At 36.6% G+C, this 17,556-nt stretch carries 16 protein-coding genes; 1 reads left to right on the top strand and 15 read right to left on the bottom strand.

Translation table 11 applies throughout. From position 1 onward, the window contains the following. The first annotated feature begins 456 nt into the window (after nucleotides 1–456). Nucleotides 457–2,184, top strand: a complete 1,728-nt coding sequence (locus tag EO125_RS01880) for an NFACT family protein (protein ID WP_127147396.1) — start codon at nucleotides 457–459, stop codon at nucleotides 2,182–2,184. 154 nt (nucleotides 2,185–2,338) lie between these two features. Here EO125_RS01880 and EO125_RS01875 read toward each other — a convergent pair whose 3' ends face one another. The 15 genes from EO125_RS01875 to prfA form a co-directional block, all read right to left on the bottom strand. Then, a complete protein-coding gene (locus EO125_RS01875) occupies nucleotides 2,339–3,154 on the bottom strand; it encodes an Rpn family recombination-promoting nuclease/putative transposase (RefSeq protein ID WP_127147395.1) in 816 nt (271 codons plus the stop codon). 57 nt (nucleotides 3,155–3,211) lie between these two features. After that, nucleotides 3,212–4,579 (bottom strand): adenosylmethionine--8-amino-7-oxononanoate transaminase, encoded by a 1,368-nt coding sequence (gene bioA / locus EO125_RS01870; RefSeq protein ID WP_127147394.1) that lies wholly within the window; start codon nucleotides 4,577–4,579, stop codon nucleotides 3,212–3,214. A 195-nt stretch (nucleotides 4,580–4,774) separates the two neighbouring features. Then, nucleotides 4,775–5,482: a dethiobiotin synthase gene (gene bioD / locus EO125_RS01865; RefSeq protein ID WP_240630413.1), complete on the bottom strand. Its 708-nt coding sequence runs from the start codon at nucleotides 5,480–5,482 to the stop codon at nucleotides 4,775–4,777. 109 nt (nucleotides 5,483–5,591) lie between these two features. Then, nucleotides 5,592–6,155: a biotin transporter BioY gene (locus EO125_RS01860; RefSeq protein WP_127147393.1), complete on the bottom strand. Its 564-nt coding sequence runs from the start codon at nucleotides 6,153–6,155 to the stop codon at nucleotides 5,592–5,594. Nucleotides 6,156–6,420: 265 nt separating this feature from the next. After that, nucleotides 6,421–7,182, bottom strand: coding sequence for a 5'/3'-nucleotidase SurE (gene surE, locus EO125_RS01855; protein WP_127147392.1), 762 nt, complete (start codon nucleotides 7,180–7,182; stop codon nucleotides 6,421–6,423). A 111-nt stretch (nucleotides 7,183–7,293) separates the two neighbouring features. After that, entirely contained in the window at nucleotides 7,294–8,397 is a 1,104-nt protein-coding gene (locus EO125_RS01850) for a hypothetical protein (RefSeq protein ID WP_127147391.1), read from the bottom strand. Continuing rightward, the gene (locus EO125_RS01845) at nucleotides 8,398–8,970 is read right to left on the bottom strand and encodes a hypothetical protein (protein WP_127147390.1); all 573 of its coding nucleotides are present in this window, start codon (nucleotides 8,968–8,970) and stop codon (nucleotides 8,398–8,400) included. Nucleotides 8,971–9,093: 123 nt separating this feature from the next. Next, entirely contained in the window at nucleotides 9,094–9,648 is a 555-nt protein-coding gene (locus EO125_RS01840; RefSeq protein ID WP_127147389.1) for a hypothetical protein, read from the bottom strand. Between the two features lie 205 nt (nucleotides 9,649–9,853). Next, a complete protein-coding gene (locus EO125_RS01835) occupies nucleotides 9,854–10,783 on the bottom strand; it encodes a hypothetical protein (RefSeq protein WP_127147388.1) in 930 nt (309 codons plus the stop codon). Between the two features lie 348 nt (nucleotides 10,784–11,131). Further along, nucleotides 11,132–12,676 (bottom strand): helix-turn-helix domain-containing protein, encoded by a 1,545-nt coding sequence (locus EO125_RS01830; protein WP_127147387.1) that lies wholly within the window; start codon nucleotides 12,674–12,676, stop codon nucleotides 11,132–11,134. A 243-nt stretch (nucleotides 12,677–12,919) separates the two neighbouring features. Then, entirely contained in the window at nucleotides 12,920–13,357 is a 438-nt protein-coding gene (rpiB, locus tag EO125_RS01825; protein WP_127147386.1) for a ribose 5-phosphate isomerase B, read from the bottom strand. A 193-nt stretch (nucleotides 13,358–13,550) separates the two neighbouring features. Next, on the bottom strand, nucleotides 13,551–13,994 hold the full coding sequence (locus EO125_RS01820; RefSeq protein WP_127147385.1) for a low molecular weight protein arginine phosphatase: 444 nt from the start codon (nucleotides 13,992–13,994) through the stop codon (nucleotides 13,551–13,553). A gap of 165 nt (nucleotides 13,995–14,159) precedes the next feature. Next, nucleotides 14,160–15,254, bottom strand: a complete 1,095-nt coding sequence (locus EO125_RS01815) for an L-threonylcarbamoyladenylate synthase (protein ID WP_127147384.1) — start codon at nucleotides 15,252–15,254, stop codon at nucleotides 14,160–14,162. Between the two features lie 264 nt (nucleotides 15,255–15,518). Further along, nucleotides 15,519–16,475 (bottom strand): peptide chain release factor N(5)-glutamine methyltransferase, encoded by a 957-nt coding sequence (gene prmC, locus EO125_RS01810; RefSeq protein WP_127147383.1) that lies wholly within the window; start codon nucleotides 16,473–16,475, stop codon nucleotides 15,519–15,521. Then, complete coding sequence (gene prfA, locus EO125_RS01805; RefSeq protein WP_127147382.1) at nucleotides 16,468–17,550, bottom strand: peptide chain release factor 1; 1,083 nt, start codon at nucleotides 17,548–17,550, stop codon at nucleotides 16,468–16,470. Before prfA ends, prmC begins: the two co-directional genes overlap by 8 nt. Nucleotides 17,551–17,556 lie beyond the last annotated feature (6 nt).

The following is a 17,556-nucleotide window of genomic DNA, read 5'->3' as shown; positions in this document are numbered from 1 at the left end:
GAATCCGATATACCTTTCTACATTATTTTCTAGTATGATACCTTATATGAATAATAGAAAACCAAGATCTATTTCTCTAAAAACCTGTCTTATATTTCGATTATGTATAGACTACATTTCCCCCACTAATATACTATAAAATTACCACAAAAATTATGCCAATAAGTTACCACTTAAAATCCTCATCAATAACAAGCATAATGATTGAATAGAGGGTGTAAGGTATCTCCTTCTGAAAGATTAGTGTATACTAGTATAGGGATAGTTTTTTAAATTTATCCCCTTATTAATAAATAGTACATACGCATTGTATCCTTAGTAAGATACCATGTAATGTCAATCATTTTTGTAATCTTATAAATAAATAGCTATGTCTTTTGTATAGTATCGAAGTATGATTTTACTGATATGTTACACTTTTAGATATAACAATACACCTATAACGAAAGGATTCCCATGAATTTAGATGGTTTAACATTGTCTGTATTAATACGAGAACTGAACGAGCAAGTTGGAAACGGTCAGATTCAACGTATTCAGCAGATTGATAAAACAAGTATACTTTTAAAAATTAATACACCTACCACAAGTCCATACTTAGTGATTACCGTAGGCAGTGCTCCCTCTATCTATGTGACAGACAAGATTGTAGATGCTCCAAAGGAGCCTACATCTCTTATTATGTATTTACGGAAACATATTGAAGGAGCTCGTATCACAAATATTGAGCAACTACACGGGGACCGTATCATTCGCATCACCGCCGATAAATTAGGCTTAGATGGTTCCATCGTTGTAAATGAAATCTATGTAGAACTAATGGGCAAATATTCCAACTGCATTTTTGTTCAAGATGGCACCATTTTGGAATCCCTTGTTCATGTGACACCACTTATGAACCGTGTGCGCTCTGTGGCACCTAAATTGGCTTATGAATTACCACCCAACACCTCTCGTGTGGATCTTATGCAGTTTTCTGGTCCAGAGATAACACAATTACTACAATCCTTTTCACAAGACACAGTGGGCAATACCATTCGTCATATCTTCAATGGCTTTGGTCCGGTCCTATTAGATGATCTATGTTATCGTATGGGTCTAACTCATACGACACCGATGACAGAGAGCCTTATTAGCAGTATCACCGAGGGACTTACTAATTTGCAATCCCAACTTCTTAGGGCACAAGGATTATTCCAATACACCACGGCTACAGGTAAACGCTTATTAACGCCTATTTCTATCTGTGAAAGTTCTCCTTACACCATTGTTGATACTATCCAGTATCCAACAATTTCTGAGGCTCTTTCACAAGATGTGGCAAAGTTAGGAGCCATTCATACGGCAGGAAAAGAACTAGAAAAAATTATCGCCGCTGCCATCAAAAAAGAAGAAGGTCGTCATGAAAAGATTAAGGCTGATCTAGATGACACATCCAAAGCTGATATGTATAAATCCTATGGGGATTTGCTCATGATTTATAGCTACTTACCTCATCACTATGAGTCGGAGGTAACAGTGCAAAACGTATTATCTGACTCAGCTGAAGATATTACTATCCCATTGGATCCCCCATTATCCATTACGGAAAATGCGCAGGCTTATTATAAACTATATCGTAAGATGAAAAATCGCACGAAAAATGGTCAATACCAACTAGAACAAAGCACCATGCGCCTTTCGTATTTGGAATCCATTCAATACAGTTTATCTTTGACTACGACCAAGCAATCCGTTCAAGAAATTCGCAGCGAGTGTGAAAGTGCAGGCATATTGCGTCAATCTAAAAAGCCGATTCCTTTCAAGATTAAAAAAGATAATTTCTTGCACTTTACCATTCCTAATGGCGATGTCTATGTGGGACAAAATAACCAACAAAACGAATACCTCACCAACCGTTGGGCTAAACCTAATGACCTATGGTTACATACACAGCATACTCAAGGATCTCATGTTATCTTACGTTCAGATGTAGAGCCAGATATTAAAATGATTGAAGCCGCTGCGCAAATCGCCGCCTACTTTAGCAAAGGAAAAGATACATCGAAAGTAACCGTGGACTACACCTTAGTGAAGCACATTAAAAAGCCACCTGGATTTCCTTTGGGATATGTCATATTTAATACCCACAACGACATTGTGGTGGAACCGAAATCACCTGAGGGGTATATAGAAAACAACTAGTTTAGAATATCTTACATGCAAGATAGAAGGCTCTTTGTAATCTATTAGAACTATTGATTCCTTACAACATAATCAGAATATAGAAAAGGCTGTAAGCATTTGTATCGTTTGCTTACAGCCTTTTTATCATTCTAATTCATTGCTTATAAAACTACTATAGCAATGCATTCATTTTACCAATTTCAGTAATTTGTTCCACTGTTAATTTTGTAATGCGAGCAATCATCTCTATGGACAACTTTTCCTTTAACATGCCAATTACCGTTTCAACTTTTCCTTCCTCTCTGCCTTCTTCTCTACCTATTTCGATTCCTTCTTTTAGTTTATTTTCCATTTCAAATGCTAACGTCATATAATCTCGCCTCCATTCATCACATTGTTTTATCGTATGAACTTCACTATCAATCTCACACATCAGACTATCTTCAGGATCTTTTCCATCTATATAATCTAAAAAATATTTTAAAGGTTTAGATATATCATCCAATTCACCCTTAGTACTCAAGAAAATCTTTTGAGTCCCATCATTCAAGTGTCTACCCGTATTCTGCAAGCATACATTTTTGAAGTCATACTTATGAAGCTTATCTGGATATACCTCAAATGTACATATAAAAATAACGTATGCATCATTTAATTCTGAATAGTGTTGCCCCTTTTCTAAACTATCAATATCTATTGCACTTTGATAATATCTGGCTCTTTTAATAAGCTCCTTCATATCTTTGCTAGTTTGCATTTCGATGTTAAAGATAGTTCCTTTATCATCATTGACAAATACATCTAGTCGCACACTCTTGCTATCCAAGCGAACATCAATAGTCTTCTCTTCTTCTAGATATTCAATATCCTTAATATCAATATCTAAAAGTCTTTCTAGCGTTTGCTTGCAAATGCGTTTATTACGCATCACTTTCTGAAAGATAAAATTATCTTGTATCGTAAGTTCTTCATAAGGTTTGATAGACATAGGATTCACACTCCTTTTTCTATCTAAATTATAGCACAAAGATACTAGTTTAACGAGTTATATTTTGATTTTTGAATACAAACTCAATACATCTGCCATGGCTTGTACTGTTCGTTCGATAGCGATATCGATAGTCTCTTTATCAATGGTTAAAGGTGGATTGAAATAGATAACATTTCCTAATGGACGTAATAATAGACCTCTATCCAATGCTTTTTTGTAGATTTGATAGCCCATGCGTAAGGAACCATCAAAGCCTTCTTTTGTTTCTTTATTGGTAACAAGTTCGATGGCATTGATTAGTCCCATACGACGGATTTCTCCTACATTTGGGTGATTCCCCAAGACTTCCACTAAGGCGTCATGTAAATAATTGCCCATCTCTTCTGCTTTTTCTAAAATATGCTCATCTCGTAATGTGTCGAGTACTGCTAATGCAGCGGCACAACCTAATGGGTTACCACTATAGGTATGACTATGCATGAAGGCTTTCATCGTATGGTAATCATCGTAGAACGCCTGGTAAATTTTTTCAGCTACTACTGTAATGGACATCGGCATATAACCACCAGTCAATGCTTTGGAGACAGTCATAATATCTGGGGATACTCCTGCATGATCAAAGGCAAATAACTTGCCTGTACGACCAAATCCTGTGGCAATTTCATCAGCAATCAGCAACACTCCATAACGGTCGCACAGCTCACGTAGTTTACGTAGGTATTCTGGCGGATACATTTTCATACCTGCACACCCTTGAATCAATGGTTCGACAATTACTGCTGCCAAGGTAGATCCATGTTCTGCAAAGTCTTTTTCCATATGCTCAAAACATTCACATGAACAAGTTTCACGAGTTTTACCATAAGCACAACGATAACAGTCTGGTCCTTGAGTGTGAACAGTTTGATCCATCAACATTGGCTTATAAATTTCAGCAAATAAGTCCATACTGCCTACCGATAAAGCACCAATGGTTTCACCATGATAGCTCTCACTGAGGCATAAAAATTTCTGACGCTCTGGGTGGCCTGTTTGATAGTGGTATTGGAACGCCATTTTCAAAGCACATTCTACAGCACCAGATCCATTATCACTGAAATGAAAGCGTGTTAATCCTTCTGGCACCACTTCTTTCAATCGTTCCGCCAATGTGATAGCAGGTCGATGGCTAAAGTTAGCGAAGATAACATGTTCCAATGTATCTAGTTGGTGTTTAATCGCCTCGTTGACCTTTGGATGACAATGTCCTAGTAAATTACACCACCAAGAACTAATGATATCTATATATTCTTTTCCATCTACATCATATAAATAACAACCGTTTGCATGGTCGATCACAATCGGTGGCAATGTTTCATAATCTTTCATTTGAGAACATGGATGCCAAATTAATTCTAAATCCTTTTTTGCCCAATCTTTCATGTGTATACCTATACCTCTCGTACATTTACTATTCCATATCTAATATATATCTTATATTAAAATATATCTATACTAATGAATGGTGCTGTCAATAATTAATGGGAATATAAACAGTTTTCACCCTAATTTTATATATCTATATAAGCATTCATCCTAATAGTACAATAGTATTTAAAACAAATCATAGTTTCCTAATTATGCATGGAGATTCACTATATCCTCGTAGCAATGTAACATAGTGTCTACATCCATATGCAATGATGTTTCACTAGGTCCTACTCGATCTAACACAGGAATACCCGTCAATCGTTCCATCATCACGCAGTTATCTTCTTCCATAGGATTTCCTGTATATTGGTTCACAATAATACCTTTCACTGGAATCCCTTTGGATTGCAAATAGTGGACTGTCAGCACTGTGCTATTAATCGTTCCTAATGCTGCTGTGGCTACCACAATCGTTGGCAGGCCCAAGTCTTTTACTACATCTTCTAGCATGTACAACTCTGTATCTGTCACATGTAATGGGCAAATGATTCCGCCACTGCCTTCCACTGTTGTGTATGTATGTGTTCGTACAACATGACAGAAATTACGATTCACTACTGTTCTATCGATAACTTTTCCCTCATGACGAGCCGCTAAGTGAGGTGATACTGCTTCATCAAATACATAGGATAGTAAGGTTTCATCCTCCTGTGAAAGTCCTGCCACTTGTTTTACATACCCCGCATCGCTTTCAGAAATGCTAGGAGCACCGCTAACCGCTGCTTTATAATATGCCACATCATGGCCAGCTTCATGAAGTTTTTTAAGCCATAAAGCAGTGATATATGTTTTACCTACGTCTGTTCCTGTTCCTAATATATATAAACCTTTTGGGCTTTGAGTTGTTGTCATCATTTTGTCCTTTCCTACGTTGTTCATCACCTGCGGTGACTTTCACAAATATTAACACAAGGTGCATACCAACCTGTATATGCACCTTATGTCACATCTGTTATGTATACTATCATTTTAAAATCGGAAGTAATCGTTTTGCAATCACTGCGGCCAATATACAGAGGAAAATATCTGGTATCACTGGTAATGCAAAACAGTAGATAAATAATGTTTCTAGACCAATTGGTTTTGCTAGATATAAATCCATAATTTCATATAAGTAAACCATACCTAGGGCATACACGATAAGCAAGTTTACAAAGGATGCAGTTAACAATTTTTTGAAAGTAACCATCCCTGCGTTTTCCACCATGCGACCCGCCACAAAAGCACCAATAGCAAAGCCTACTAGATAGCCAAAGGTAGGTTTGAAGATGTACATAAATCCGCCACCTTCAGTGAACACTGGCACACCTACAAGACCAAGAATGATGTACATCGCCACGCTCATACCACCTAAACGACTTCCTAAGATGAGACTAGCTAATGTAGTAAAGAGCAATTGCAAGGTAAATGGCAAATTCGGGATAGGAATCTTAATGAAAGCCCCTACCGCTACCAATGCTACAAATAATGCAGTCATCGTAATTTGTCTTGCACTCATCGTTCCTGTTACATTTGTTTCTTCTTTCATGATACGATCCTCCCTTGAGCCACAACATAAGATGATAAAAAATGTCTTTCAAGTAGTATTAAAACACTATTACTTTTTATTGTCAACACCAACGTGTTTAATAGGAGTTTACAATAAAAAGAACCGACCTATCGTATCATATATCATGATAGATAGATCGTTTGAATATTATTAGATACATCAAAGATTTATAACTGTACGATAATAAATATATCCAAAAGTTAATACTGCCTCCACGGGGTTGTAAAGCTTTAATGACTGCAAGCTATTTATTTGCAATTAACTGTTCCACCACAGAAATTTGCCCTGTATCTTCTTGTTTCCATGTCAAAGGAACAACCGAAATATATCCTTCTTTGATATGTCCCACATCGGTAGGTTTATCTTCTTTATGAAATCCTTGATCCCCTACAATCCAATAATATTCTCTACCTTTGGCATCCTTACGAACATCGATGACATTCGTATATTTTTGAAAACCTTGATGGAATACTTTCACTTGTTCCCAACCCACAGGACCCTCTTTTAAAAAGTTAACATTCAATAGACCTTGGTAGTTTCCCTCTTCGTACATAACTTTAATAAAATCAGTAATAAATGGTAATATCTCTTCCATACGTTTAACGCTATATTTTTCAAGAGATAGCGCCAAGGATGGAATGCCGTACATCAAACCTTCTAATGCTGCACCGACAGTCCCTGAATACACCGCATCAGATCCTAAGTTAAATCCATGATTAATTCCAGATACCACTAAGTCAGGACGATCTTGTTCCAATAAATAGGACAAGGAGAATTTCACACAGTCCACTGGTGTGCCTTCTACAAAGAGCATTCTAGGATTCTCTCCCTCTTCACTCATCTCTTTTGCTCGAATCGGTACCTGTACCGTTAACGCACTAGATTTAGCACTTTGCTCCACCTTAGGTGCCACCATTGTTACTCGATGATGCTTTGCTAATTCCTGTGCTAATCCTTGTATCCCCGGGGCCCATAAGCCGTCGTCATTTGTTAATAAAATATGCATAGTGTCTCCTTTGTAGCAAAAAATATATGCTTTACATATATTTTAGCATATATATGTAAAGCATATATAGTAATATCTACTTTCAATATCCCTTATAGTGATTAGAAAATATTATGCATCCATAATCATTTTTTCAAAGCTTCCAAATACAAACTCTTCTTTTACCTTACGAATAAATTTTTCATTTTTAATTAACGTGAAGATAGTGATTAATAGACCACCTACATCAAGCTTAGTTAAATCTTCAGTAGCAAATGTGTAGATTAAGTTGCTAGATGAAGCTACTACATTAGAGTAATTAATAATTTTCCGTGTTTTAACTTGATATAAATCTACATCCATTGATCTATCATAAAAAGCACCATGTACCATCGATATAATCATATTAATATAGTTTGCATATATAGCATGCTTGGTTATTCCCATTAAATTAGCCATATCAAGTCCATATTCTGCTAACAATGATGCTAACTTAGGGTCAAATATACTAATCATCGGCAATGGTAAACTATTCTTAGAATTCACATCACTATTCAAGTGAATAATCTCTTTTACTAACGATGTTGCCATCTTCAGCTTACCATCTATTCCTTGATATAGTAATTTATCTGCAGACTTTTCAAAGATTTTTAGTGTATCGGCTTTGCATTTAAAAAAGTCAATTTTATCTTTTGTTTTAATATGATAGGACTGTAAATCCGTTGTTGTCAATGTAGAGGTAGCAATATTAGCGGTTCCTACTACAAGTCCTATAATTGGGTCATGCCCTAATGTCTTTCCTCTATGCCCAAACTTTCCTCCCCCCTTTAAGGCGCCATTAGAACCATAGGTAGCATCAAAGGGAACTGGATTAGAAATAATTTGCTCTAAACTAGGGTTATAATACCAATGTGCTCTATCAGAATGTTCTTCACCATGGCCTGATGTATTTCTCGCTGCTTCTCTATCACTAGGTCGGTCTGATGGGCTAGTAAGTTGTGGTATAAAATACTGTCGAGCAATCTGTAAGCCTATAGCAATAAACAAAAATGCCATATCTGTAGCATTTAAAGAAGTTTTTTCTTCAAAGGCTCTGTCCAAATCTCTTAATATAGAATCTGTATTTTGAACTATATGAAGTGTATTCTTTGCGCTTGTGTGTAACGCTCTAGAACGCTTGACTAGTGCATCATTCTTTAAGTTAGCCTCTTTAAATATTTCATCTAATGGATTCAATTAAATTTCTCCCAATCGTTTCAAAACATCATAGATTGCATTAGACTCAAGATTCTGAGCCGCTTGAAAGATAGCTTGTTTTGCTTCTTTAATAGTTTCTTGATTTGTATGTTTTACATTTATTTTCTCTATCATTAATTCTTTCCATTCAGCCAGTAATACCGCAATATCCTTCTTGTATATTGCTTCGATTTTTTCATATCCATACCTTATAGCATCTTTATATTCATCTACATCTTCTATATCAACAGAAAAAAAAGAAGATGACATGATAATATTTGAAGAGAAAGAGTCCCATCCAATCTTATTTAAACTGTATTTATTTTTTTCCGATACATCTTTATAAATATTATTAAGCTTTTCTTGTTTATCTAGAAATACACTACGATTTCTTTCAACTTCTTCTTTTAGCTTACTAGTTCTATCTTCAATTTCACAATAGATAGGTTCATATATTTTTCTAGCATAATCTGCACCTATTCTTTGAGCTTCACTTCTCTCTTCACTTGATATAACTGGAATTCCCTGTTGTCTTAGGCCTTTACATGCCAATGTTTTTAACATTTCAAGCATTTAATTTTTCTCCTTTTCCCTTGAGATAACCATACTCTTAATAGTCTATAAGACATTTTCATTGTATCATACTATAACCCTACTTACCCATACTTATTTATCAACTATCGTCTAACTTAACGACTACAACTTCCTCACCACATCCTGCACTGCCTGCCTTTCCAAGTCTTTCACATAGTCTCGTATAGCTTTTTTATATTCTTCAATCTTGCAATCTTGTTCATATTTTTCTATCACTTTTTTTGTAATCAACTCAGTCAATCGATCGGTAGCTTCTTGTATCTTTGTTTCATATTCTGCAATTTTATTACGATACCCTTCTTCTTTAGCCTCTTTGTACTCTTTTACATCCTCTTTAGATATAAATTTAACGTTCATATACTCCGGTGTTTTACAAAAGTTAGACAAAGCACCTACTGATGTGATTGAGCTCATGCCCAAGTCCATATGAATATCTTTTAATACAGATTCTTTTTGCTCAAACGCTTTTCGGTTCAATTCAATTTGGAAATCTTCTTTATCACATGCCTTAAGGATTTGTTCATAGATAGGTTTAAAGATTCGTTCTGCCTCAGCTTCTCCTTTTGTATACGCTTCTAATCGTTCATGTTCTGAAATCACTTTCACGCCAAAGCTTCGCAACATTGTGCATCCTATCGTTTCTAATGTTCCCCACATACTATTTCTCCTTCTATTCCACTAACAAAGTCTTGCTCAGGATAGTTATCAAGAGCAAGACATCCATCATTTCTGCTAGATATTACATAGGTAGTCATCTCCATATGCTCTATTAAAGATATAGACCATGCTCTACTAAATATATAGACCATACTCTTCATAGAACTTGCCTAGAGCCTATGTACTACATACCTATCCCTCATCATTACCAAGACACATCCATGCTCAACTCTAGGATTTTTTCATTCACCAGTGCAAATTTTTCTTTTAATAAGGAATTTAACTTCTCTTCATATTCCTTGGCAGGTTGTACTCGAATTAACTCATCCACCATATCTTGTAATGGGTCAAATCCCATAATAGATGTAAACTCTAGGTTCTGTTGTAAACTTTCATATTCATATTCAAGCTGAGTTTTTGAAATTTTCCAGATATGAATTTGTTCATCGTCATCATCAAATTCTGTATCATATTCTAGTATATTGTCAACTTCAGCATCTGAAAGCTCATTCTCTTTACGTACGGTATCCATGAACTCTTGAATCCATCCTTCTCCCTTATATAATGCATCCAAAGCTTCTAAACTTTCCTCCGCATGGACTGTAATATCACAGTTTTTGAAAGATGAATCCAATACGATACGTCCATCCGATTCAAGCATAATCGTTTTACGTAATTCACTTAACACATCTTCTACCCGTTCATTGAAACTTTCATAATGGTCGTATCGATTTACTAAATCATAACGTTCCGACTTTGAGTGATTCACAACACCTTGCAAGATACTATATTTAGAAACTTTGTTCATCCAGTCACCTAATCGATCTTCATGATACCATACAGCATGATCCACATAATTGATAATGGATTGTTTCAATTCGGACATCATCGGTTCAAATACAGAATCTTGTAACACCTTAACTGCTACTTTCTTAGCCTCTTCCTTCTCTTGAAACTCTTCCTCTAATACATCATAAGGTACATCTAGCCCAGAATAGTACACTTCATCATTTACAGTTTCTTCTAACGTATCAGAATCTTGAATATCATAGATAATATCCTCTAAAGAATTTTTTGCCTCTTTAATAGCATCCAAAATTGCTGAAATGTCTACACTTTCATTATTACGACTCATACTAGCCTCCTGCATTATACAAATAACTGGGTTTCTCAGAACCCTAATCCTATCGTTTACCAACCTCTTTTCTGTGAAAGTTTACTCTCCCAGATCATAGGGTGTAACAACTTCTATATGTATACTATACAAAAGGAGAATGACATATTTTGTCATTGTAAATAGGATTTTAGATAAAATATAATGCTTTTGGTCTTATAACTAATTATTTGTTATATTAGAAACCAATATATAGATTTGAAGGAAGAAAATATTCTCTATTATATGGCAAGATTATTAATTTTTTAAAATAAAAAAAGTGGTTAGATTTTACTCTAACCACCTTTTAATCATGTGTATTCAAATGTACTACTTCACTATGATCCATTGACCTAATTTTGCTGAACCCTCATATCGAATAAGTCCAGCCTTCTTCATTTTCGTTAAATGATACCGTACACCGTCAATGGTAAGATTTAATTGTTCTGCTATTTCTTTCGCACTTATACAAGGATTTTTAGCAATTATTTTAATAATTGAATCCTGTTTCATGGTAGTTTTAGTAGTAGTTTTAGTGGTAGTTTTAGTGGTAGCTTTTTTATTATTACTACTATCAAAGTCTTTCAAAAATTCCCCATTCACTTCCATAACTGCATTGGTATAGTTATCCGTTTCATTGTCCGGATAAAACATAAGCTCAGGAGAACCATTTTCTAATAGTGCGTCTTTTGCACGTCTTATTCCTGATCCGTAAGACTCTATTAGATTAAGAGAAAAGAACATATCTTTAAGTTCTTTATTAAGATACTGCCTTCTATCAAAACTTCTATCCTTGTTAAGAGCTTCGATAGTTACCGGAGGAAGTGGTCTATTATGGTTTACAAAAGAAATTCTATCTTTGTAAATATAGATTCCTACATATTCAGGAGTATCATATTCTTTATGCAAAATAGCGTTAGTAGCAAGTTCCTCAAATGCCGTAAGAGGATAGTTATAGATAATCTTATGCTCAATTTTATCAGCTTCTCTTATGGTATAAGAAGCCATAATATTATCTTCAAAATACTTGCTGACTTGTTTTGCCTGTATCCAAACCGGACCATCAAATCTTTTTGATTCCATTTTATCTGTTCCGTCAATTTCTCTTATGATTTCAACATGGGCATTAGGAATAAATTTATTTGGTGTTTCCGCAAACATCAACACAGCAAAATTCTTGGCTCTATAACCACCATACTCACTTTCACTAACAAGCCCCATACTCTTTGCCATATCTAGCTTAGACATTTCTCTAATATCTTTCTTTGCCCCTGTCAAAAGTAGATATTCCTTCATGTATTCATAGTTTAAATCATCTATAGTAGCAGTATCATTAAGATTTGAACTAAAAGAAAAATTTGCAAACTTCTTCAAAAGTTCAAACTCTTCAGTTGGGTTTGGAAGTCTTGAATCTCTGCCAACTCTAATATATCTTCCTGCCTTTAACCTAATATCTTTATCCTTTTCCACCCTTTCACTCGTTTGAAACGGTCCATTACTAGAACTTTCTATGGCAACAACAATATAATATTCATCATCAATTTTATCGGTAATAATGTGATAGTGTATTTTAGGGTGAATATTGGAAAGTAGCGATTTTAATTCATTTTCAATACCTTCAATTTTAGATTCTTTTATACCTTCAATCGGTCTTTTCGGAATTGCTTTTTCTCCCGTTTCTTTATTATCAACTTCTTCTATTCCAACAAACAACAAACCTATCTCATTATTCATATAGTTATTAGCAAAGGCACAAGCAGTTTTTAGAATTTTATCTTTAAATATTGCCGACTTTTTATATTCGATAAAACTGTTTTCCATACTTTGATTTTCAAGAATATTATGGGCCATTCTCTTTATATCTGAAAGCTGCATAATACCTCCTTTTTAAAAATATTTCAATGTATTATACCTATTTTAATGATACCACATCTACTTTTATTGAACCAATGGAAAGAAGATATTAATCTAGCATTTAGTGTATTTCGCTATATGACGATTAATAATAATTACCGTGTTAGCTACCACATTAATTACTATAAATATTACATCGAACATAAAAACGGCCAGCCCATTTTTAGGACTATCCGTTTCTTTGTTCGATGTTATTCTTTTCTATTATTCTTCAATAGCGGAGATTTTATCCACACGTTTTGCATGGCGACCGCCTTCAAATTCAGTGTGCAACCAAATGTCAACGATATCTAATGCCAAACCTTGACCGATAACACGTTCCCCCATAGTGAGTACATTAGCATTGTTATGCTCGCGACTAGCATGGGCAGAGAACGTATCATGACATAATGCGGCACGAATGCCTTTTACCTTGTTCGCTGCAATACCTATACCGATACCTGTACCACATGTCAAAATTCCACGTTCAAATTCACCAGCTGCTACTGCTTCTGCCAATGGTTTTGCCACATCTGGATAATCCATGGAATCTGTAGAGTAGGTACCAAAATCTTTGTACTCAATGCCTTGTTTCTCTAGTAAGCCTTTAATCGCTTCTTTTAAATGAAATCCACCATGATCACAACCAACTGCTACTTTCATTTCGTCCTCCTTTATTTAATACTAGCTTCATAAAATAGTATCTTATCACTATATATCTGCATACACCTATATTGTTCATGCATACCCGTATTGTAGATATATATCCGTATTGTTGATGTATATGTACAACCAATTATAGTATTCCTTCTATTCTATCGTATCCAAATTATTGGATGACTCGAATGGAACATTCTTATTTATGTAATGCAAGCCCTTGTTGTACATACCGTACAATCTGTTCCGCTGTTTTAGTATATATGTCTTGAGATTGTCCAAATGGGTCTTCCACATCCCCAACTTCGCCAGCAAATTCAGCAAGGGTCATAATTTTTTTGCTATCAAAAGGAAATTGGCGAAGTAATATTTTTTTATGGTCTTCTGTCATGGCCAATACATAATCTGCAGCTTTCACAAAATCTACTTTTAATGGTCGAGAGCTGTGTTCGCTAATATCTTCGCCTACTAATTCACGAACTGCCTCCACAGCTTCGTCGCTCACCTTAGCTCCAGGAACACAAAATAATCCTGTGGATAAAGTCACTACCTCTATACCAAGTTCACGTCCTACAGCACGGGCAATTCCTTCTCCCATGGGACTACGACAGGTATTCCCTGTGCAAACAAATAATAAATTCATAATTACCTCTACTATACTTTAACGCTATTTTACACCATTCAATATAGTCTATCCAACACTTTTACAAATCAATTAAGAGAAACCATATCTGTTATACATCAATACACTAATACTAACATATCTCTACAACTAATGCACTCATCCTATTTGGTGTTTCAAACGTTCTTAGACAAATAGTACATGACCACCACTGGCCTTCTCTAAGCGATTCATAACGGCTACACCAAGTCCTACTGGTGCACAGCCTTCCACAAGTAATGTATCCACACCAATGTCGTTGAACTGTAATAAACTATCATATAAACGGTTGGCCAATGCCATAGGCTCTGCTTGTTCACCATATACAATGATATCTACTGAAAGTGTAAAATTGGGAAGTACTGCATTTAAATTTTCCAAGGTTTCCTCTGAAAGTAATAACCCAACTCTCGGCTTTCTTGTGCAATCTTCCTGTAAAATAGGTTCCTGCTGAACTATCGTATCTATGATGTCTTTCATGTGTTCCACTACTGTTAATGACTGTCCTACTAGTACTTGTACAGGCATATCAGGGGCATAATGGCGATATTTCATTCCTGGCGCTTTCGGCGCCTCTGTAGAGTCGTGCAGAGCCATGTCATATACCACATGGTCAGCCACCATTTCCAACATCTCTTTTGTAACACCACCGGGGCGCAGGATAATCACAGTATCATCTTCGACTTGTACTACGGTAGATTCCACTCCAATTTCACAAGGCCCAGCATCCACCACGGCATGAATACGTCCTTTCATATCATACAGAACTGCTTCTGCGGTGGTCGGACTTGGTCGCCCTGAGAGATTGGCGCTAGGCGCTGCGATAGGAACCCCTGCAATGCGTATCATCTCACGACACACCTCATGGTCTGGGCATCGTAATGCCACCCGTGAAAGTCCACCAGTCGCACGCTCTGGCACTAGTGCAGACTTTTCAAAGGTAATCGTCAATGGACCTGGCCAAAAGGTATCCATTAATCTTTGTTCTAAAGGAGAGATATGTTTCACTAAACGGTGTACCATAGACTGATCACATACATGTAAAATTAAAGGATTATCAGAAGGTCGCCCCTTGGCTGCATAAATGCGATCCATCGCATCTGCCGCCAGTCCATTAGCTCCTAAGCCGTAGACCGTCTCCGTAGGTATGGCCACTAAATCGCCTACACGAAGTAAAGTACCCGCTAACTCAATATCATTTGCAGTTAATACCTGTGTTTCAATATGTTCTACTACTTCCATATCATACCTCCTTTCCTATGTACTGTTTCCTATTTACTATTATATCACTTATAACAAACTTATTTTAAACTATATGAGCCAGTAATTTTCAATTCTCATCCTTCCTCCACAAAGCGAGCTGTATATAAACTTTTATTTGTACAGGATATTGTTGATTACTACAGATAGAGTGCCATATACTACGGAGCAAATCTCAGTGGAACGTAAATTTGTGGAGAAGTATATGGAGCTCTATCGACGCTATCACATGTATCGGACAAAATTTTATATAGAAGAGCGTCGTACTTCCCAACGCACTTCACGAATAATACCAGCTATATCGTGTTGATACACTGGTTCTCCATAGCATCCTGTTTCTGCGGCTAGCTTTGCTACCGCCTCTCCTTGTCCTTGTCCAATTTCGATGGCAAGGTAACCACCGTCTTTTACAAGACGCCAACCTCCCCGTATGATAGGAATATAAAACTCTAATCCTGTAGTTCCTCCATGAAGGGCAATATGAGGTTCATGTAATACTTCTTGAGATAATGTGTTCATCTCTGCGGTGGTAATATACGGTGGGTTTGACACAAGCACATCAAATATACCTTCTAAGGATGTTTGTTGCTCACCAAATAGAGATATACAAGCATCCAATACCGCACTATATTCAGTACCTTTGCCTACTTTTACCTGTTCTAATAATTGTTTAATATCACTTTCACAGAATCTTGAAATATCGGCTAATTCTAAAGATATGCGATTCTCCTCAGCCACTGCTAATGCTTTGTTGGAAATATCTACACCTACACCTGTGGCATTGGGCAAGTAATGTAATAGACTTAACAAAATGGTACCAGGTCCTGTACATAAGTCTAAAATGCGTGGCGATGCATCCACATCATAAAGATCTAGTATATCCTCAATTAATGTTTCCGTATCAGGACGGGGAATTAACACATGTTCGTTCACATGAAAGTCTAACCCCATAAATTCTTTATGCCCTGTAATAGCGGCTACGCTATATCCCTTCGCCCGTTGTACCACCAGAGGTCGATAAGCATCTAATTCAGCTTTGTCCAAAGGTCGGTCAAAGTTGACATATAAATACATGCGGTCACAGCCCAAACTATGAGAAAGCAGTACTTCCCCATCCAAGCGGCTTGATTCTATGCCTTTGGAGCGAAAATACTGCTCTGTCCATTGGAGCATGCGACTAATTGTCCATAACTCATTATCCATGTTGATTTGCCTCTTGCATTTTAGCGGCTTGTTCTGCTGTGATTAAAGCTTGGATTAATTCATCCATATCCCCATTTAATACAGCATTTAATTTGTATAAAGTTAAGTTAATGCGATGGTCTGTCACACGACCTTGTGGATAGTTGTACGTACGAATACGCTCGGAGCGATCCCCTGTACCCACTTGGCTTTTACGGTCTGCTGCCATAGCAGACGTCGCTTCTTGCTCTGCTTTATCTTGTAATTTAGCACGCAATACGCGCATGGCTTTTTCACGGTTTTTGAGCTGAGAACGCTCATCCTGACAAGCTACCACAATACCAGATGGTTTGTGTGTAATACGAACGGCTGACTCCGTTTTATTAATGTGTTGTCCACCTGCACCAGAGGCACGGTATGTATCGATTTCTAAATCTTTTTCATTGATTTCGATATCGATGTCTTCTGCTTCCGGTAGTACCGCCACAGTGACCGTAGACGTGTGAATACGTCCAGAAGATTCTGTATCTGGCACACGTTGCACACGGTGTACGCCACTTTCAAATTTTAACTTAGAATATACACTATCGCCTTCGATGGAGAATACTACCTCTTTGAATCCCCCTAATTCAGGTTCGTTCGCATCGATGATAGTACATCTCCAGCCTTGTGTTTCTGCGTACTTTGTAAACATGCGGAATAAATCTCCTGCGAACAAAGCTGCTTCATCACCACCGGCACCGCCACGAATTTCAACGATAATATTTTTATCATCATTTGGATCTTTTGGTAATAGCAAAATATGTAATTCTTCCTCTAATTCATCTCGGCGAACCTTGAGTTCATTCAATTCTTCTTGTGCCATAGCACGGAAGTCTTCATCTAGGCTTTTATCACCTAATACTTCTAAGGCTTCTTCAATGCCAGCTAGGACTTGTTTATATTGACGGAATGTGTTCACTGTATCCGTTAATGACGCATGTTGGCGAGTCAGTTTACGCCATTCTTCTTGGCGAGCAATCACATCTGGGTCAGAAATGCGCTGTTCCAAGTCTAAAAATTTATCTTCAATCACTTGCAGTTTATCTACTAACACGGTGAC

Source organism: Veillonella sp. VA139 (assembly GCF_003992005.1).
In the GTDB taxonomy this organism is placed as follows: Bacteria; Bacillota; Negativicutes; order Veillonellales; family Veillonellaceae; genus F0422.
This window is presented reverse-complemented; position numbering and strand designations above follow the sequence as displayed.